We start from the raw sequence: 18,738 nt of genomic DNA on the forward strand, positions 1-18,738 counted from the left end.
GAAAGACTGTTCGGCGAGCAGCCTCGCTTCGATCATCGAGGGGACACGCGCCGATACGGTGGACTGCGAAAGCCCGATGCGTCGAACGCGGCGTGCGCCTGTAAATGTCGCGTGATTTTCTCCGCTATCAACTCTCAATATCCGGGACGACCCGAATTGCCGGGGATGAGACGCCCGTCCTACTATCAAATCCCGCTGCCATCGCGGCCCGAGGTACCCCCGGGTTACACGTCCTGAAGCGCGCGCTGAAATCATGCGCGCCCCGCCTTCAGCCGACGCAAACCTACATTAGTTATTCGAACAATCGGGAGACAGGTATGCTCAGCGCACACGAATTCGCAACGCTCATGCTAGTCAAGGATGCCGCCGACCAGATCGGCGACCGCCACGAACTGGACACGCTTCTCGAACGTCAGCTCATCGCGATGGAGCAGCTCGTGAGCGGCGCACGGCTGCCTCGCATTACCGAAGACGGCGATCTGCTGCTGCGTGCGGTGCGGCGTCTTCATTGAAGTGTCGCGTGGGGCCCGCGTCATAGGCCTGATCGACGCTCCCCCGCGCGAATGCGCTGCGGGCCGGCAAGCAGCCGGCGTCACTCCCTGTCCCACGCCGCCGTGAGCGTCGCTCGTGCGTCGCGGCGGCATCCATGGGAGCGAGTCAACGCTGCGGTGCGCCCTCCCACGCGGGCAGCGTCGCACCGTGATACACGCTCAGAATCGACGAGGCGACATTGGCCTGCTGATAGCTCTCGACCAGGGCCTTGACCCACGGCGCCTGCGCATCCTTCGCATTCACCGCGATGAAGTTGCGATACGGATTGTTCGGCACCTTTTCCTGCGCGATGCGTTCCTGCGGAATCTTGATGCCGGCCTTGATCGCCCAGTCGGTGTTGACGACGGCCGCGTCGAGATCACCGATCGCGCGGCCGACGATGCCCGCATCCAGTTCCTTGATCTGCACGTGCTTCGGGTTGCTCGCGATATCGCGCGCGGTCGGCAGCAGGCCGACATTGTCCCGCAGCTTGATCACGCCGTTGGCCTGCAACAGCAGGAGCGCGCGCCCTTCGTTGCTCGGGTCGTTCGGCACGCCGATGGCCGCGTTCTGCGGCAGCGCATCGACTGATTTCCATTTGCGCGAATACAGGCCGATCGGCTGCACATAGGTGTAGCCCACGGGCACTATGTCGTAATGACGGGCCTGGATCTGCGCATCGAGATAAGGCTTGTGCTGGAACGAGTTGGCGTCGAGGTCGTGCTGCGCGAGCGCTTCGTTCGGCTGCGTGTAGTCGGCGAAGGTCGTGACCTTCACCGTGATGCCGTGCTTTGCGGCATTGGCGGCCACGGCGCGCCACACATCCTCGTCTTCGCCGGACATGATGCCGACGCGCACGGTCTGATTCGCCGCGAGCGACGGTTGCGCGCTCACGACGCCGCACGCGAGCAGGATCGAGAACAGAGTGGCTTTAAATGAATGCTTGATCTTCATGATGCACACGCATGCTGATGGAGGGAAGCGTGATGCTAGAGGCGCCGCGCGTGCACGACAAATAATATCGGGCACTATCGATATGCGTGACGAAGGAGGTTCGCGGCGAGCACTATCGATAGCACGATTTCTCATTTAGCCGCACAGGCGCGCGTTGTTAACATCGTCGGCGTGGGCATCGATAAAGATGCTTTTTTGAACGAGGAACAACGCATGTCCGACCGAAAGAACACGCCCTTCATTCCCGCGCGTCGCCGCACGCTTTTCACGCTCGCCGCGCTCGGTGCGGGGCTGTCGGGCGGACTCGCCGGGCGCATCGCGCAGGCCGCCGATGCGCCGAAGACCTTACGCATCGGCTACCAGAAGTACGGCAACTTCGTGGTGCTCAAGGCGCGCGGCTCGCTCGACAAGCGTCTCGCCGCGCAGGGCGTCAACGTGCAATGGCTCGAATTTCCCGCCGGGCCGCAACTGCTCGAAGGGCTCAACGCGGGCGCGGTGGATATCGGCACGGTGGGTGAAACGCCGCCGATCTTCGCGCAGGCGGCAGGCGTCGACTTCGTCTATATCGGGCACGAGCCGCCCGCGCCGCACGCCGAGGCCATCGTCGTGCCGAAGGATTCGAAACTCCAGTCGGTGGCGGAATTGCGCGGCAAGAAAGTCGCGCTCAACAAGGGATCGAACGTTCATTATCTGCTCGTCGAGGCGCTCAGAAAATCGAACCTGACGTGGTCCGACATCCAGCCGGTCTATCTCGCCCCCGCCGATGCGCGCGCCGCGTTCGTGCAGGGCAGCATCGACGCATGGGCGATCTGGGATCCGTATCTCGCCGCCGCCGAGAAGCAGGCCAGCGCCCGTCAGCTCACCGACGCGAGTGGGCTCGTGCGCAACGTGCAGTACTACCTCGCGACGCGCAAGATCGCCACGGCGCAGCCGCAACTCGTGCATGCGGTGCTCGAAGAACTGGATCAGGTCGATCGCTGGGCGCGTGACAACGTGCCGGCCGTGGCCGCGCAACTGTCTCCGCTCGTCGGGCTCGATACGGAGATCATCGAAACCGCGCTCAGGCGCACGTCATACGGCGTGCAGGCGATCGAGCCGGCCACGCTCGCTTATCAGCAGCAGATCGCCGATACCTTCACCGGGCTCAAGCTGATCCCGAAGAAGCTCGACGTGACCGAGGCGCGCTGGAACGTCGCCTGATCGCGGTTCCGGCGTTAGCACGATCGCGCATATCCTTCACGCGAAACGTTGGTTCGGCTGCGCGCGGTGCGTCGTTAGACTCGTCGGAGCGCCGCTGCCATCGCGCGCGGCAAGCACTCTTTCAACATACGACGAACAGACGAGGCAGATTCCGCGATGAATGTTTTCTGGTTCATTCCCACTCACGGTGACAGTCGCTATCTCGGCACGTCGCAAGGCGCGCGCGCTGCGAATTACGATTACTTCCGCCAGATCGCGGTAGCCGCCGATACGCTCGGCTATGAAGGCGTGCTCCTGCCCACGGGCCGTTCCTGCGAGGACGCATGGGTGGTCGCGTCGAGCCTCATTCCCGCGACGAGGCGCCTCAAGTTTCTCGTCGCGATCCGTCCGGGCCTGAGCTCGCCGGGATTGTCGGCGCGCATGGCATCGACATTCGACCGGCTTTCGAACGGGCGTCTGCTCATCAACGTCGTGACGGGCGGCGATCCGAACGAGCTCGCCGGCGACGGCGTCTTCCACGATCACGACACGCGCTACGAAATCACCGACGAATTCCTCACCATCTGGCGCGGCCTGCTCGAACAGTCGCACGACAACGGCAGCTTCGATTTCGACGGCAAGCACCTGCAATCGCAAGGCGGCAAGGTGCTCTATCCGCCGGTGCAGAAGCAGCACCCGCCGCTGTGGTTCGGCGGTTCGTCGGCGGCGGCGCATGAGATCGCGGCGAAGCACATCGACACGTATCTGACATGGGGCGAGCCGCCCGAGGACGTCGAAAAGAAGCTGGCCGACATTCGCCGCCGCGCCGCCGACGAAGGCCGCACGATCAAGTTCGGCATTCGCCTGCATGTGATCGTGCGCGAGACGGAGCAGGAAGCATGGGCGGACGCTGACAAGCTCATCAGCAAGCTCGACGATGAAACCGTTCGCCGCGCGCAGGCGCAGTTCGCGAAGATGGATTCGGAAGGCCAGCGCCGCATGGCCGCGTTGCACGGCGGCAACCGCGACAAGCTCGAGGTGTATCCGCATCTGTGGGCGGGCGTCGGGCTCGTGCGCGGCGGCGCGGGCACAGCGCTCGTCGGCAATCCGGAGCAGGTCGCCGGCCTCATGAAGCAATACGCGGAACTCGGCATCGACACCTTCATCCTGTCGGGCTATCCGCATCTGGAAGAGTCGTATCGCTTCGCCGAACTGGTGTTTCCGCTGCTGCCCGGTCGGCAGCGCGAACAGGCGAGCGGGCCGCTTTCGGGGCCGTTCGGTGAAGTCATCGGCACGTCGGAGCTGCCGAAGGTATCGGCATCATGACGCTGAATTCCATCGCTCGCCGCGCGCTGCCGTGGCTCGTGCCGGTGCTGATCCTGATCGCATGGGAAAGCGCCGCGCGCACGGGCGGGCTGTCATCGCGCGTGCTGCCCGAGCCGCTCGCGGTGGTGAAGGCGGCGTGGTCTCTGATCGAATCGGGCGACCTGTGGGCCAATGTCAAGGTCAGCGCGGGCCGCGCGCTCGCGGGCTTCGCGATGGGCGGCGGCATCGGCTTCGTGCTCGGTCTGGCGACCGGTCTCTTCAAGCCCGCCGAGGTCGCGCTCGACTCGACCGTGCAGATGATCCGCAACATCCCCGCGCTCGCGATGATTCCGCTCCTGATCCTGTGGTTCGGCATCGGCGAGGAAGCCAAGCTCGTGCTGGTCGCGCTGGGCGTGTTTTTTCCGGTCTACGTCAACACGTATCACGGCATCCGCTCGGTCGATCGCGATCTGATCGAGATGGCGAAGAGCTACGGGTTGTCCGGCTTCGCGCTGTATCGGCATGTGATCCTGCCGGGCGCATTGCCGTCGATTCTCGTCGGCGTGCGCTTCGCATTCGGCCTCATGTGGGTGATGCTGATCGTCGCCGAGACGATTTCCGCGCAATCGGGCATCGGCTACATGACGATGAACGCCCGCGAGTTCCTGCAAACCGATATCGTCGTGGTCGGCATTCTGCTCTATGCGCTGCTCGGCAAGGTCGCCGACATGGCCGCGCGTGCGATCGAACGCGCGACGCTGCGCTGGCATCCGGCCTATCAAACGAAGGCGCAATCATGAATCTCATCGACATCGACACACTGGCGCCTGCGTTCAGGCGCGTCGACACGCAAACGCCGCACGCACGCGCGCCATTCGCGGGGCGCGACCTCGCCGTCTCGCTGCGTGGCGTGGAGAAGCGCTTCGGCGAGCGCCGCGTGCTGGATCAACTGGATTTCTCGATCGAGCGCGGCAGCTTTGTGTCGATCGTCGGGCGCAGCGGCTGCGGCAAGTCGACCTTGCTGCGGCTCGTCGCCGGTCTCGATCGGGCGACGGCCGGCGTCGTGCAGCGCCATGCACCGGCGGCGGCGCGCGAACTGCAAGTGCGCATCATGTTTCAGGATGCGCGCCTCTTGCCGTGGAAGAGCGTGCTCGACAACGTGATGATCGGATTGCCGCGCAGCAAGCGCGATGACGCCCGCGCGACGCTCGCCGAAGTGGGTCTCGCCGAGCGAGAGAAGGACTGGCCGTCGCGACTGTCGGGCGGGCAGCGTCAGCGTGTGGCGCTCGCGCGGGCGCTCGTGCATCGGCCTGATCTGCTTCTGCTCGATGAGCCGCTCGGCGCGCTCGATGCGTTGACGCGCATCGAGATGCAGGGGCTGATCGAGCGCCTGTGGCGCGAGCACAAGTTCACCGCGTTGCTCGTGACGCACGATGTGCAGGAGGCGGTGTCGCTCGGCGATCGCATCGTGCTGATCGATGCAGGGCGCATCACGCTCGATACGGCGGTGTCGTTGCAAAGGCCGCGCACGCGCACGGCGCCCGGCTTCGCCGAACTGGAAGAGCAGGTGCTTTCGCGCGTGCTTCAACGTAGCTGACCGTGCGGTGCGCGCTTTGCGCGAGCGCGGGCCGCACTATGCATCCAGCGGCACCGCGCTGACGCACTTCAATTCGTCGAGACACACGCTCGACTTCACACCGCTCACGCCGGGAATGCGCATCAGCGTGTCGAGCAGAAACTCCGACAGGCCCTTCAGGTCCCGCGCGATCACCTTCAGCATGTAATCGATATCGCCGGTCACGGCGAAGCATTCCTGTATCTCCGCGAGCTTGCCCACGACGCTCTTGAATTTCGCCAGATCGCGCACGTGGCCGCGCTCCATCGTCACCTGGATGAAGGCCACCACGCCGAAGCCGAGCACCTGCGCATCGAGCCGCGTCTCGTAGCCCTTGATGACGCTCAGTTCCTCCAGCCTCCGATGACGCCGCAGCGTCTGCGCGGGCGACAGATTGATCGCTTCCGCCAGCTCGAGATTGGAAATGCGGCCGCGAGACTGCAGAATCCCGAGCAAACGCAGGTCGATACGATCGAACTCGATAGTCTGCAATTTTCTTTCTCCTATATCCTCAATGACGAAATCCGGATGCGGAAACTAGGGTTTGTCTGCGCGTCGTAGGAAATCATATTGTGGCGTAACAAATTTACACTGATTCCCCTAAATCGAGCGGGGACGTCCGAGGTCGGAGGCGTCCGGAATTCACCGCAGCACACAAGGAGAGAGACACGTGGCACATGAGGGAAAAGGCACGCTCAAGCGCGGCCTGAAGAACCGTCACATTCAGCTGATCGCGCTGGGCGGCGCGATCGGGACCGGGCTGTTTCTCGGCATTGCGCAGACGATCAAATCGGCGGGACCGTCGGTGTTGCTCGGCTACGCGATCGCGGGCATCGTCGCATTTTTCATCATGCGTCAGCTCGGCGAGATGGTCGTCGACGAGCCGGTTGCGGGTTCGTTCAGCCACTTCGCGGACAAGTACTGCGGGCAATACGCGGGCTTTCTGTCGGGCTGGAATTACTGGGTGCTCTACATTCTCGTGTCGATGGCCGAGCTTTCGGCCGTCGGCATCTATGTGCAGTACTGGTGGCCGGGCATCCCGACGTGGGTATCCGCGCTCGTGTGTTTCTGCTTGATCAACGCGATCAATCTCACGAGCGTGAAGTCGTATGGCGAGCTGGAGTTCTGGTTCGCGATCGTGAAGGTGGTCGCGATCGTCGGCATGATCGGCTTTGGCGGCTATCTGCTCGTCTCGGGCAGTGCGGGACCGGAAGCGAGCGTCACGAACCTGTGGCGTCATGGCGGCTTCTTCCCGAACGGCGTCTCCGGTCTCGTGATGGCGATGGCCGTCATCATGTTCTCGTTCGGCGGGCTGGAGCTCGTGGGCATCACCGCGGCTGAAGCGGATGACCCCACGCACACCATTCCGCGCGCGACCAATCAGTTGATCTACCGCATTCTGATTTTTTACGTGGGCGCGCTCGGCGTGTTGCTTTCGCTGTATCCGTGGCAGAAGGTCGTGACGGGCGGCAGCCCGTTCGTGCTGATCTTTCATGCGATGAACAGCAACTTCGTCGCGCATGTGCTCAATGCGGTGGTGCTCACGGCGGCGCTGTCCGTCTATAACAGCGGCGTGTACTGCAACAGCCGTATGCTCTACGGTCTCGCGCAGCAAGGCAACGCGCCGCGCGCGCTGCTCAAGGTGAACAAGCGCGGCATTCCGCTGATCGCGCTCGGCGTTTCCGCCATCGCGACGGCCGCGTGCGTGCTCATCAACTACCTGATGCCCGGCAAGGCGTTCGAGTTGCTGATGGGCCTCGTCGTATCGGCGCTCATCATCAACTGGGCGATGATCAGTCTTATCCATCTGCAATTCCGCCGGGCGAAGGCGCGTGCCGGTGAGACGACGGTGTTCAAGAGCCTTGGCTATCCGCTTACAAACTATCTGTGTCTTGCGTTCCTTGGCGGCATTCTCGTGGTGATGTGCATGATTCCCGATTTGCGCATTTCGGTGTATCTGATTCCGGTTTGGCTCGTCGTGCTGGGCGTGGGGTATGCCGTTCGCAATCGTCGTCGCGCGAGTGCGGCGTTGTCGCGCGTTTGAAGGGGGCCGTCATGTTCGAACACATCGAAGCCTATCCCGGCGATCGGATCCTTTCGCCGCCGGCTGCCGCGTGCCGCATGCCGGGCAGGGTAAGGTGAATCGGCATGCGGGGAAGGAAGACTTCGCATGCAGCGCGTCGAAGAACCCGCCAATCCCTAACACGGCTCTAGCTCTTCTCTTTCGCGCTCCCGAGAACCAAATGCGCGAGCGTCCCCAACACAATGCCCCAGAACGCCGACCCCAGCCCCAGAAAACTCATATTCGAAGCCGTCGCGAGAAACGTAATGAACGACGCTTCGCGATGCGCCTCATCCTTCACCAGCCCGACGACATTGGCCACGATCGCACCCAGCAACGCAAGACCCGCGAGCACGGCAACGAACGCATTCGGCAGCGCGCCGAACAGCATCACGACCGTTCCGGCGATGCATCCGCCCACGAGATAGAAGAGTCCGTTCGCGATCCCGGCGACATAGCGGCGCGCCGGGTCGCGATGCGCATCGGGTCCGGTGCACAGTGCCGCCGTGATCGCCGCGATGACGATCGTGATGCCGCCCGAGAACGCCACCAGCATCGACGCGAGGCTCGTCGTCATGAGGACCGGCCGCGTCGGCGTGTGATAACCGGAGGCGCGCAAGATCGCGAAGCCGGGCAGGAACTGACCCGTCAGACTGACGATGACGAGCGGCACCGCGAGACTCACGACCGACTGCCAGGTCCACGTCGGCATCATGAATACGGGGCGCGTGAGATGGAAGCTGACCGACGAAAAATGCGTCAGGCCGAGCGCCACGGCCAGCGCGACACCGGATGCCAGAACCAGAATCAGGCAATAGCGCGGCGCCCATCGGCGGAAAACGAGGAAGCTCGCCAGCATGCCGAGCGCGAGCCAGGGCGTGACGGCAACAGACTTGAACAGGCTGGTGCCGAACTGAAACAGGATGCCCGCCATCATCGCGCAGGCGATGCCTTTCGGTATGCGCTCGACGATCTGGTCGAACCACCTCGACACGCCGAGCACGAAGATGCATGCCCCCGCGACGAGATACGCGCCGATCGCCTCGCTCACCGGCATGCCGGGGAACAGCGTGACGAGCAAAGCCGTGCCGGGAGCGGACCAGGCCGTGATGATCGGCTGCTTCAGCCACAAGCTCAATGCGATGCCCGAGACGGCCGCGCCCATCGAAATGGACCATACCCAGGACGCGATTACATCGTTGCCGACATGCGCCGTATGCGCGGCCTGAAAGAAGATCGCGAGCGGCCCCGCATACGAGATGATGACCGCAAGCAATCCGGCGCTCACCGCCGCCACGGACCCGCTACCCTTCGGCGCGGCCGACATCAAACCGGGTTCCGTGTCGCGCTTCATGAAATCCTTTCGCCGATTCAGCGGATGGACGAAGGATGACGCGCGAGCGCGGTCACTTTCATCGTCATATACGCAAACAAGGGCAGGCCCGAGAGGATGGTGTGCAGTTCATCGTGCGAATCGACATCGAAGACGCTGTAGTTCGCATACTCGCCGACGATGCGATGCAACTGCTGCCATTTGCCTTGCCGTTGCAGTTCCTGAGAGTACTCCTTCTCGCGCGCCTTGATTTCATCGGCCTTCGCGGCGGGCATGTCGTGCGGCAGGTGTACGTCCATTCTTACGAGATAAAGCATGTCGTCCTCGGATCAGGTGTTGAGTGTGAGCGTTCAGGCGCGTTTGTCGCGGCGATAGAACGCGAGCTTTTTTTCATCGATCTGCAGACCGAGGCCCGGGCCTTCCGGCATGTGCAGGTCGAAGTCGCGATATTGCGGGCGCGCCGTGACGATGTCGTCCTTCAACAGCAGCGGCCCGAACAGCTCGGTGCCCCATGCGAGTTGCGGTAGCGCGCTGAAGCCATGCGCCGATGCAATCGAGCCGATGCTGCCTTCGAGCATCGTGCCGCCGTAAAGCGACACGCCCGCCGCATCGGCGATGGCGGCCGTGCGCATCATCCCGTAGATGCCGCCCGACTTCGCGATCTTCAGCGCGAACACGTCGGCGCATGCATGACGCACGAGTTCGAGCGCGTCTTCCGGTCCCGTCACCGCTTCGTCGGCCATGATCGGCACGATGAAACGCGCCGCGAGCCGCGCGAGCGCTCCGCGCTGCTCGCGCGGAGTCGGCTGCTCGATGAGATCGATGCCGGCCGCTTCCAGCGCTTCGATGCCGAGCGCCGCATCGGTTTCGCTCCAGGCCTGGTTCACATCGACAGTGACCTTGGCGCGGTCGCCGAGCGCGGCCTTGATCTTCGCTACATGCGCGACGTCATCGCGAACGCTGCGCCGGCCGATCTTCAGCTTGAACGTGTTGTGACGACGTTCGGCCAGCAACATTTGCGCTTCTTCGATATCGCGCTGGGTATCGCCGCTCGCGAGCGTCCAGAGCACGGGCAGCGTCTTGCGGACCGCGCCGCCGAGCAGTTCGGCTATCGGCACGCTCAGGCGCTTGCCCTGCGCATCGAGCAGCGCGGTTTCGATCGCGGACTTCGCGAAGCGGTTGCCGCGCGCGACCTTGTTCAGCCTGAGCATCGCGCCGTTGATGTTGGTCGCATCCTGTCCGACGAGCGCCGGCGCGAGATAAGTATCGATGGTCAGCTTGATGCCTTCGGGACTTTCATCGCCGTAAGACAGGCCGCCGATCGTCGTGGCTTCGCCAAGGCCCTCGATGCCGTCGCTCGTGCGCAGACGGACGATGACGAGGGTCTGGTGCTGCATCGTCGCCATTGCGAGTTGATGCGCGCGAATGGTCGGGAGGTCAACCAGGATCGCTTCGACGGAAGTTATTTGGGCGTTCATACCTGAAATGTCGGAATGGAAGGGTTGATGGAGTATTGCGCGCCCGTTTGCCGCCTGTCCAACACCGTTGACGTCTAGTGCCATACCCCCGAGGTATGACGCGCGTCATCGCCCCCGATCTGTGCGCGGCGTATAGACGATCCGCTCCTCCTCGTACAGCCGGTAGATGAGTTCGAGCATTTCCTTGATGTCGCGCGACTCGTCGAGCGCGCGCATGCTCATGATGATGGGCGACACGAGCGTCGGGTCGTCCAGTTCCTTGTAGCTCACGTCGTCGCGTTTCAGGCCGTAGACGCTGCTCGGCACGACGGAAATGCCTTCGCCCGCCGCGACGAGCCCGAGCGCGATCTGCAACTCGCGCACTTCATAGATCTTGCGCGGCGCGAGTGCGCGGTCCTGGAAGGCGGAGAGCACCTGATCCGCATAACTGGGGCGCGGCGCCTTCGGGAAGATGATCAGCGTCTCGTTGACGAGATCGCGCAGCGACAGCACGGGCTTCGCGAGCGAGAGCGGATGGCCGACCGGCAGCGCGACGATCATCTGCTCCTCGCGCAGAATCACGCGGCGGATGTTCGCATCCTCATGCCGAATGCGGCCGAAGCCCACATCGATGCGGCCGTCCTTGAGCGCGCGGATCTGGTCCATCGTCGACATTTCGTGAAGACTGAGCTCGACGGTGGCGTTCTCGTCCCTAAAGCGCCGGATGATCTTCGGCAGCATCCCGTACAAGGTCGAGCCCACGAAACCCACCGACAGACTCCGTTCGATATTGCCCACGCGACGCGTCATCGATTCGAGCTCCGCGGTCTGCGCGAGCAGCTGCACCGCGTGCGAATAGAAGAACTTGCCCGTCTCCGTGAGCTTGAGCGGGCGCGAGTTGCGTTCGAACAGTTGCACGCCTAGCGTCTCTTCGAGTTGCTGTATCTGACGGCTCAAAGGGGGCTGGGCGATATGCAGCCGCTGCGCGGCGCGCGTGAAATTCCGTTCTTCTGCCACCGCTACGAAATAGCGGAGATGTCGCAGCTCCATCTCTATACCTCCTGGATATGGCCCAATACTAAATCAGTGTTGGACTGGCCTTCTTTAGGTCCATTATCCTGCCTTCACGCTCTGTTTCAACACCCGACTATACCTTCCGAGCATATCTACACCGGTGCTGAAGCAAGGGTTAACCCCACCAGAAAATTGCGAGATTCAGGAGCAGACATGAGCATCGAAGTGTTCGATACGAAGGAAGTGCAGGAACTGTTGAAGGCCGCTGCCAATCTCGGGAGTCAGGACGGCAGCGCTCGCGCCAAAGAGATTACGCATCGCCTGTTGAGCGACCTGTTCAAGGCCATCGACGAACTCGACATGACGCCCGATGAAATCTGGGCTGGCGTCACTTACTTCAACAAGCTGGGTCAGGACGGCGAAGCTGCGCTGCTCGCCGCCGGCCTCGGTCTGGAAAAGTATCTGGACATCCGCATGGATGCCGAGGACCGCGAGGCCGATATCCACGGCGGCACGCCGCGCACCATCGAAGGCCCGCTGTATGTCGCCGGTGCGCCGGTGCGCGACGGCGTGTCGAAGATCGACCTCGATCCCGATGCAGACGCGGGTCCGCTCATCATTCGCGGCACCGTCACCGGCGCAAACGGCAAGCCCGTCGCGAATGCCGTGGTCGAATGCTGGCACGCCAACTCGAAGGGCTTCTATTCGCACTTCGACCCGACCGGTGCGCAGAGCGACTTCAACCTGCGCGGCGCGGTCAGGACGGGCGCCGATGGCACCTACGAATTCCGCACGCTCATGCCCGTGGGCTACGGCTGTCCGCCGCACGGCGCGACGCAGCAGCTGCTGAACGCGCTTGCGCGTCATGGCAATCGTCCCGCACACGTGCACTTCTTCGCGACCAGCGAGAACCATCGCAAGCTGACGACGCAGATCAATATCGAAGGCGATCCGCTCATCTGGGACGACTTCGCTTACGCGACTCGCGAGGAACTGGTGCCGCATGTCGTCGAAAAGACGGGCGGCACGGCGCTGGGACTCAAGTCCGACGCGTACAAGGAAATCGTGTTCGACATTCAGTTGACGCCGCTTGTGCAGGGCAAGGACAACCAGATCGTCCATCGCCCGCGCGCCGCAGCCGCTGCGTAACAGCGCGAAGCGCGCCTGAAGCGGCGACAACTCTGTCGCCGCCAGAATCTCTGCACCAATCATTCGACACCGATGCATGTGCTCCGTCACGGGAACGCGCATAGGGAGAACTCATATGTCCGCCATCACCGACAAAGCCAGTCAGCTCGACGAACTGCTGCAAACGGCCGTTCAGGACGACAAGGAAAGCGGCGTATTCCGCTGCCGCCGCGATATCTTCACGAACGCCGATCTCTATGAACTCGAGATGAAGCACATCTTCGAGAGCAACTGGGTATATCTCGCGCACGAAAGCCAGATCCCCAACAACAACGATTACTACACGACGTGGATCGGCCGCCAGCCCGTGGTCGTCACGCGCGACAAGACCGGTGAACTGCACGCGGTCATCAACGCCTGCGCACACAAGGGCGCGATGCTGTGCCGTCGCAAGCATGGCAACAAAGGCAGCTTCACGTGCCCGTTCCACGGCTGGACCTTCTCCAACACCGGCAAGCTGCTGAAGGTGAAGGACGAAAAGACCACCGAGTATCCGATTCAATTCAACACGCACGGCTCGCATGATCTGCGAAAAGTGCCGCGTTTCCAGAGCTATCGCGGTTTCCTGTTCGGCAGCCTCAATGCGGATTCGATGCCGCTCGAAGACTACCTCGGCGAGACGAAGGTCATCATCGATCAGATCGTCGATCAGGCGCCGAACGGACTCGAAGTGCTGCGCGGCAACTCCTCGTACATCTACGACGGCAACTGGAAGATGCAGATGGAGAACGGCTGCGACGGCTATCACGTCAGCACCGTGCACTGGAACTACGCCGCGACGATGGGCCGCCGCAAGGTCGAAGGCACGAAAGCGGTCGATGCCAACAGCTGGAGCAAGTCGGTCGCGGGCGTGTATGGCTTCGATCATGGCCACATCCTCTTGTGGACCCGGACGATGAATCCGGAAGTGCGGCCGGTCTACCAGCATCGCGAGGAGATCAAGGCGCGCGTGGGCGAAGTGCAGGCGGATTACATCGTCAATCAGACGCGCAATCTGTGCCTCTATCCGAACGTGTTCCTGATGGATCAGTTCAGCACGCAGATTCGCGTGGTGCGGCCGCTCGGTGTCGACAAGACCGAAGTCAGCATCTTCTGCTTCGCGCCGAAAGGCGAGAGCGCCGAGGACCGCGCGACGCGCGTCCGCCAGTACGAAGACTTCTTCAACGTGACAGGCATGGGCACGAGCGACGACCTCGAAGAGTTCCGCGCATGTCAGTCGGGTTATGCGGGCATCACGGCCATGTGGAACGACCTTTCGCGTGGTGCGCCGCTGTGGGTTCACGGTCCGGACGAGAACGCGAAGAACATGGGTATCAAGCCGCTCATTTCGGGCGAACGCAGCGAGGACGAAGGGCTTTTCGTCGTGCAGCACGAATACTGGGTGAACGTGATGCGTGACGCCCTGAAGAAGGAACAAGGGGAGGCACTGGCATGAGCTTCGATTACCAGAAAATCTGCGCGACGCTGTATCGCGAGGCGCGCCTGCTCGATGACCGTCAGTGGGACGAGTGGCTGGGCTGCTATGCGGAAGACGTCACGTACTGGATGCCCGCATGGGACGACGACGATCAGCTCACGGACGATCACGAGAGCCAGATCTCGTTGATGTATTACCCGGATCGCGGCGGACTCGAAGATCGCGTGTTTCGCATCAAGACCGAGCGCAGCGGCGCATCCATGCCCGAGCCGCGCACGAGCCACAACGTCACCAATGTCGAAGTGCTCGCCGAACGCGAGAACGAGGTCGACGTGCGCTACAACTTCGACACGCTCAATCATCGCTACAAGATCACCGACCATTTCTTCGGCACGATTTTCCTGACGCTGCGAAAGGCCGACGACATTCTGCTGATTGCGCACAAGAAGATTGTGCTTAAGAACGACTATATCCGTCAGGTGCTCGACGTCTACCACGTCTGATGCCCCCGGTGATGAGACACGAAGTAGGAGGCAACATGTCCAGCTACAACATTGCACTCAATTTCGAAGACGGCGTGACGCGTTTCGTCGAATGCAAGGCGGGCGAGAAGGTGCTCGACGCCGCGTTCCGCGCCAAGATCAACCTGCCGATGGATTGCTCCGACGGCGTATGCGGCACCTGCAAGTGCCGCGCCGAAAGCGGCAGCTACGATCTCGGCGACGACTACATCGAAGACGCGCTCTCCGACGACGAGAAGGAAACCGGTCTCGTGCTCACTTGCCAGATGGTGCCGTCGAGCGATTGCGTGATTGCGGTGCCGGCTTCGTCCACCGCATGCAAGACCGCGCAAAGCAAGTTCGCCGCGACGGTCACGAAGATAGAGCCGCATAACGATGCCGCCGTCGTGCTCGAACTGGACGTCGATGCCGCCACGCCCGCGCCTGTTTTTCTGGCGGGCCAGTACGTGAATATCGACGTGCCCGGCAGTGGTCAGCATCGTTCGTATTCGTTCTCGTCCGCGCCGGGGCAGACGAAGATCAGCTTCCTCATCAAGAAGATACCCGGTGGCGTGATGAGTACGTGGCTCGAATCCGCGCGGGCGGGCAGCACTGTCGAGTTGACGGGACCGCTCGGCAGCTTCTATCTGCGCGCCGTCGAGCGGCCGCTTCTGTTCCTCGCGGGCGGCACGGGCCTCGCGCCGTTCCTGTCGATGCTCGAAGTGCTCGCGCGCGCCGGCTCGCAGCAGAAGATTCACCTGATCTACGGCGTGACACGCGACCTCGATCTGGTGCAGGTCGACGCGATCGAGGCGTACACGGCGAAGCTGCCGAACTTCACGTTCAGCACCGTCGTCGCCGATGCGGACTCGAATCATCCGCGCAAGGGCTGGGTGACGCAGCATATGCCCGCAGAATCGCTGAATGACGGCGATGTCGATGTATACCTGTGCGGTCCGCCTCCGATGGTCGATGCAGTGCGCAAGCACTTCGACGACAACGGGGTGAAGCCCAACAGCTTCCACTACGAGAAGTTCACTCCCAACGCCGCGCCGGTGACCGCATGAGCACACAACGATTTGCCGGCAAGGTGATGATCGTCACCGGCGCGGCGCAGGGCATCGGACGCGGCGTGGCGCTGCGTGCGGCCGCCGAGGGCGCGAAGGTGCTGTTCGTCGATCGCGCGGACTTCGTATCCGAAGTGTCCGCCGAAGCGCCGGGCGCGGAGACGGCAGGCTTCGTCGCGGATCTCGAGACCTATGAAGGCGCAGCCTCGGCGATGGCTTTCGCGGCGCGCAAATTCGGCGGCATCGATATTCTCGTGAACGGCGTCGGCGGCGCGATCCGCATGCGTCCATATGCCGAGTTCGAGCCCGCGCAGATCGACGCCGAAATCCGACGCTCGCTCATGCCTACGCTCTACGCCTGTCACGCGGTGTTGCCGTATCTGCTCGAGCGTGGTCGCGGAACCATTGTGAACGTGTCTTCGAATGCCACGCGCGGCATTCGACGCGTGCCCTATTCGGCCGCGAAGGGGGGTGTCAACGCGATGACGCAGGCATTGGCGATGGAATACGGCGAGCGCAATATTCGCGTGGTCGCGGCCGCGCCGGGCGGCACCGAAGCGCCTGTGCGACGCGTCCCGCGCAACGCGAGCGGCGATAGCGAGCAGGAAAAAATCTGGATGGGCGAAGCGGTGAAGCAGGTCACCGAATCGACCTTCTTCAAGCGCTACGGCACGCTCGAAGAACAGGTCGCACCGATTCTCTTCCTCGCTTCGGACGAAGCGAGTTATATCACCGGCGCGGTATTGCCGGTCGCCGGCGGCGATAACGGTTGAGTCTGCAGGAGACACATGCCATGAGTGAACACAAAGCTATCGTTCCGGCGGGAATGGAAGCGGTCTATGAAAAGATTCGCTACGCGCCCGCGATCAAGGCCGGCAACACGATTTACGTGTCCGGGCAGATCGGTCGTGATGCGGCCATGCAATTGGTCGAAGGCCGCGAGGCGCAGATCGTGCAGGCATTCGAGAATCTGAAGCGGGTGCTGGAAGCGGCGGGGGCGTCATTGAGCGATGTCGTCGACGTGACCACCTTCCACACGGACATGCGCGATCTGCCTTTGTTCATGCAGGTGCGCGACCGCTATCTGAACACGCATCCGCTGCCTGCGTGGACCGCCATCGGCGCGCACATGCTGGGCGGCGCGGCGGGTTATGTCGTCGAAATCAAGGCAGTCGCGGTATTGCCTTAGTCAGGAAACTGAACGCCGCGCAATTCCCGGCCGCATAGCGGGAAACCAGACCGGGAACGGACGCTGGTATCAGATAAGAACGTCAACGCGGGTATTCATCGGTGAGCCCCGGCTTTTTGCTGCGCTTTCAGTGCGGCAAGGGAAGCGCGCGTGCGCGTGCATCGAGCCGTCGAATCAATCCAGAAAGAAAATCGCGGAAATCAAAGCAAGTCCTACATTAATGGAGACAACCATGCGTCCTATCGACGTTCAGAAGTTATGCGACGATGCCCGGTTCACGAAATTTCATTTGCTACTGCTTTTCTGGTGCGCGCTCATCATCATTTTCGATGGATACGATCTCGCGGTCGTCGGCATTGCGCTTCCATCGATCATGAGCGACATGGGCATTCAGCCGACGAGCGCCGGATTCATGGTGAGCTCCGCCTTGCTCGGCATGATGCTCGGCGCGGTGTTCCTCGGAACGATCGCCGACCGGATCGGCCGGGTGCCCGCAATCGTCATTTGTCTCGTGCTGTTCAGCGTCTTCACGGCCGCCGCGGGACTGACCCGGGACCCCGTGATCTTCGGTGTTGCGCGCTTCCTTGCGGGACTCGGCATCGGCGGTGTCATGCCGAACGTCGTGGCGCAGATGACGGAGTATTCTCCGCGCAAGATCCGCAGCACCATGGTGACGTTGATGTTCAGCGGATACTCCGTCGGCGGCATGCTTGCGGCGCTCGTCGGCAAGGGCATGATCGAGCGCTACGGCTGGCAGTCGGTGTTCATTGCCGCAGGCGTGCCCGCGCTTCTTGCTCCGGTGATTCTCAAGTACATGCCCGAATCGCTCGCGTTCCTGGTGCGAAACAATCGCGCGGAAAGCCTGAAGAGCATTCTTGCGCGCGTCAATCCCGCCTACGTGCCGCAGCAAGACGACACCTTTTCGCTTTCCGACCGCGAAGCCGCGCCCGGTTCGACGATCGCAAGGCTCTTTGCCGAGGGCCGCGGACTGAGCACGGTCATGTTGTGGATCGCGTTTTTCATGTGCCTGTTCATGGTCTACGCGCTGAGTTCGTGGCTGACGAAACTCATGGCGGGCGCCGGACACAGCCTCGGCTCGGCCCTCACGTTCGTTCTCGTCCTGAACTTCGGTGCGATGATCGGGGCGATTGGCGGCGGATGGCTCGCTGACCGCTTCAACATCAAGCACGTCCTCATCGCGATGTACGCGCTCGCGGCCATCTCCATCAGCTTGCTGGGCGTGAAGGTTCCGACAGGCGTGCTGTTTGTCCTGGTCGGGCTGGCGGGCGCTTCGACCATCGGCACGCAGATCGTCACCTATGCGTTTGCCGGACAGTTCTATCCGATGGCCATTCGATCGACAGGCATCGGCTGGGCGTCGGGCATCGGACGCAGCGGCGCGATTCTCGCGCCCATTGTGATCGGCTTTCTCGTCAGCAGGGCGCTGCCGCTCCAGCAGAACTTCGTCGCCATTGCCATTCCCGGCGTCATCGCGATGCTGGCGGTCTGCCTGATCGATTCACGTCGTTCCAGGCGCGACGCTGGCCCGGCCGTCGCGCCACAGGCCGATCCGGTTTGACGCACTCGCCCGAGCACGCCCCGCACTCATTCCTTTCGGGATGTCGGCTGCCGGGGCTTCTGTGGCTCGGAAGGCGCGCCGCGTTGCGTCGGCGCTCGCGTGCACGCGTCCGGCGGCGTGACATAGGGCAAGTCGTCGCAGCAGCATGCGTAGACCGGAAAGCCATACGCGTTGGTGCGGATGATGGTCGTCGGCCCGTGCAGCGGGCACACCGCTTTCATGGCGCCTCCTGAAATTCGATAGTCGACGCGTCTATCGTACACGGCGCGCGCGGTCATCGGCGCCAATGCGCTGCCGATTGACCCAAGTCAAATTCCCGCTGCGGGCACCGCGATAAAGTCGGAAACG

General features: G+C 62.6%; 19 protein-coding genes and 1 pseudogene. 13 read left to right on the forward strand and 7 right to left on the reverse strand.

The annotated features are described in order from the left end of the window. Positions 1-317: 317 nt before the first annotated feature. Positions 318-512 carry a hypothetical protein gene (locus NCR38_RS26090; protein ID WP_035505105.1) on the forward strand — a complete coding sequence of 65 codons (195 nt, stop codon included), beginning with the start codon at positions 318-320 and terminating at the stop codon, positions 510-512. A 145-nt stretch (positions 513-657) separates the two neighbouring features. Here the strand turns inward: NCR38_RS26090 and NCR38_RS26095 are convergent, their stop codons facing one another. Continuing rightward, the gene (locus NCR38_RS26095) at positions 658-1,485 is read right to left on the reverse strand and encodes a MetQ/NlpA family lipoprotein (protein ID WP_061116276.1); all 828 of its coding nucleotides are present in this window, start codon (positions 1,483-1,485) and stop codon (positions 658-660) included. A gap of 213 nt (positions 1,486-1,698) precedes the next feature. Here NCR38_RS26095 and NCR38_RS26100 point away from each other — a divergent pair, with 213 nt between their 5' ends. The 4 genes and pseudogenes from NCR38_RS26100 to NCR38_RS26115 form a co-directional block, all read left to right on the forward strand. After that, positions 1,699-2,685, forward strand: a complete 987-nt coding sequence (locus NCR38_RS26100) for a sulfonate ABC transporter substrate-binding protein (RefSeq protein WP_086960749.1) — start codon at positions 1,699-1,701, stop codon at positions 2,683-2,685. Positions 2,686-2,841: 156 nt separating this feature from the next. After that, the gene (gene ssuD / locus NCR38_RS26105; protein ID WP_061116277.1) at positions 2,842-3,990 is read left to right on the forward strand and encodes an FMNH2-dependent alkanesulfonate monooxygenase; all 1,149 of its coding nucleotides are present in this window, start codon (positions 2,842-2,844) and stop codon (positions 3,988-3,990) included. Further along, on the forward strand, positions 3,987-4,769 hold the full coding sequence (ssuC, locus tag NCR38_RS26110; RefSeq protein ID WP_061116278.1) for an aliphatic sulfonate ABC transporter permease SsuC: 783 nt from the start codon (positions 3,987-3,989) through the stop codon (positions 4,767-4,769). The genes ssuD and ssuC overlap by 4 nt, the downstream gene beginning before the upstream one ends. Further along, positions 4,733-5,563: pseudogene (locus NCR38_RS26115) on the forward strand (ATP-binding cassette domain-containing protein); the annotation flags it as partial. The gene ssuC and the pseudogene NCR38_RS26115, both read left to right, overlap by 37 nt. A gap of 39 nt (positions 5,564-5,602) precedes the next feature. Here NCR38_RS26115 and NCR38_RS26120 read toward each other — a convergent pair. After that, a complete protein-coding gene (locus tag NCR38_RS26120; RefSeq protein ID WP_061116280.1) occupies positions 5,603-6,076 on the reverse strand; it encodes an Lrp/AsnC family transcriptional regulator in 474 nt (157 codons plus the stop codon). 178 nt (positions 6,077-6,254) lie between these two features. Between NCR38_RS26120 and NCR38_RS26125 the strand changes: the two genes are divergently transcribed. Beyond that, entirely contained in the window at positions 6,255-7,628 is a 1,374-nt protein-coding gene (locus tag NCR38_RS26125) for an amino acid permease (RefSeq protein ID WP_061116281.1), read from the forward strand. A 166-nt stretch (positions 7,629-7,794) separates the two neighbouring features. Here NCR38_RS26125 and NCR38_RS26130 read toward each other — a convergent pair whose 3' ends face one another. The 4 genes from NCR38_RS26130 to NCR38_RS26145 form a co-directional block, all read right to left on the reverse strand. Beyond that, positions 7,795-9,000: a benzoate/H(+) symporter BenE family transporter gene (locus NCR38_RS26130; protein ID WP_061116282.1), complete on the reverse strand. Its 1,206-nt coding sequence runs from the start codon at positions 8,998-9,000 to the stop codon at positions 7,795-7,797. Between the two features lie 17 nt (positions 9,001-9,017). After that, complete coding sequence (gene catC / locus NCR38_RS26135) at positions 9,018-9,296, reverse strand: muconolactone Delta-isomerase (RefSeq protein WP_061116283.1); 279 nt, start codon at positions 9,294-9,296, stop codon at positions 9,018-9,020. A 33-nt stretch (positions 9,297-9,329) separates the two neighbouring features. Then, a complete protein-coding gene (locus NCR38_RS26140; RefSeq protein ID WP_250477800.1) occupies positions 9,330-10,457 on the reverse strand; it encodes a muconate/chloromuconate family cycloisomerase in 1,128 nt (375 codons plus the stop codon). Positions 10,458-10,562: 105 nt separating this feature from the next. Beyond that, positions 10,563-11,486: a LysR family transcriptional regulator gene (locus tag NCR38_RS26145; RefSeq protein ID WP_061116285.1), complete on the reverse strand. Its 924-nt coding sequence runs from the start codon at positions 11,484-11,486 to the stop codon at positions 10,563-10,565. A gap of 177 nt (positions 11,487-11,663) precedes the next feature. Between NCR38_RS26145 and catA the strand changes: the two genes are divergently transcribed. From catA to NCR38_RS26180, 7 genes are all read left to right on the forward strand, one after another. After that, positions 11,664-12,599 carry a catechol 1,2-dioxygenase gene (gene catA / locus NCR38_RS26150; protein ID WP_061116286.1) on the forward strand — a complete coding sequence of 312 codons (936 nt, stop codon included), beginning with the start codon at positions 11,664-11,666 and terminating at the stop codon, positions 12,597-12,599. Between the two features lie 115 nt (positions 12,600-12,714). Further along, positions 12,715-14,073 carry a Rieske 2Fe-2S domain-containing protein gene (locus NCR38_RS26155; RefSeq protein WP_061116287.1) on the forward strand — a complete coding sequence of 453 codons (1,359 nt, stop codon included), beginning with the start codon at positions 12,715-12,717 and terminating at the stop codon, positions 14,071-14,073. Continuing rightward, positions 14,070-14,558 carry a benzoate 1,2-dioxygenase small subunit gene (gene benB, locus NCR38_RS26160; protein WP_061116288.1) on the forward strand — a complete coding sequence of 163 codons (489 nt, stop codon included), beginning with the start codon at positions 14,070-14,072 and terminating at the stop codon, positions 14,556-14,558. The genes NCR38_RS26155 and benB overlap by 4 nt, the downstream gene beginning before the upstream one ends. Before the next feature lie 35 nt (positions 14,559-14,593). Beyond that, a complete protein-coding gene (gene benC / locus NCR38_RS26165; protein ID WP_061116289.1) occupies positions 14,594-15,622 on the forward strand; it encodes a benzoate 1,2-dioxygenase electron transfer component BenC in 1,029 nt (342 codons plus the stop codon). Then, positions 15,619-16,395: a benzoate diol dehydrogenase BenD gene (benD, locus tag NCR38_RS26170; protein WP_061116290.1), complete on the forward strand. Its 777-nt coding sequence runs from the start codon at positions 15,619-15,621 to the stop codon at positions 16,393-16,395. Before benC ends, benD begins: the two co-directional genes overlap by 4 nt. A 20-nt stretch (positions 16,396-16,415) precedes the next feature. Then, the gene (locus tag NCR38_RS26175; RefSeq protein WP_061116517.1) at positions 16,416-16,811 is read left to right on the forward strand and encodes a RidA family protein; all 396 of its coding nucleotides are present in this window, start codon (positions 16,416-16,418) and stop codon (positions 16,809-16,811) included. A 232-nt stretch (positions 16,812-17,043) separates the two neighbouring features. Continuing rightward, a complete protein-coding gene (locus NCR38_RS26180; RefSeq protein WP_061116291.1) occupies positions 17,044-18,390 on the forward strand; it encodes an MFS transporter in 1,347 nt (448 codons plus the stop codon). 26 nt (positions 18,391-18,416) lie between these two features. Here the strand turns inward: NCR38_RS26180 and NCR38_RS26185 are convergent, their stop codons facing one another. Beyond that, positions 18,417-18,611: a hypothetical protein gene (locus NCR38_RS26185; protein WP_061116518.1), complete on the reverse strand. Its 195-nt coding sequence runs from the start codon at positions 18,609-18,611 to the stop codon at positions 18,417-18,419. Between the last annotated feature and the right edge of the window lie 127 nt (positions 18,612-18,738).

It is taken from the genome of Caballeronia sp. INML1 (assembly GCF_023631085.1).
In the GTDB taxonomy this organism is placed as follows: Bacteria; Pseudomonadota; Gammaproteobacteria; order Burkholderiales; family Burkholderiaceae; genus Caballeronia; species Caballeronia turbans.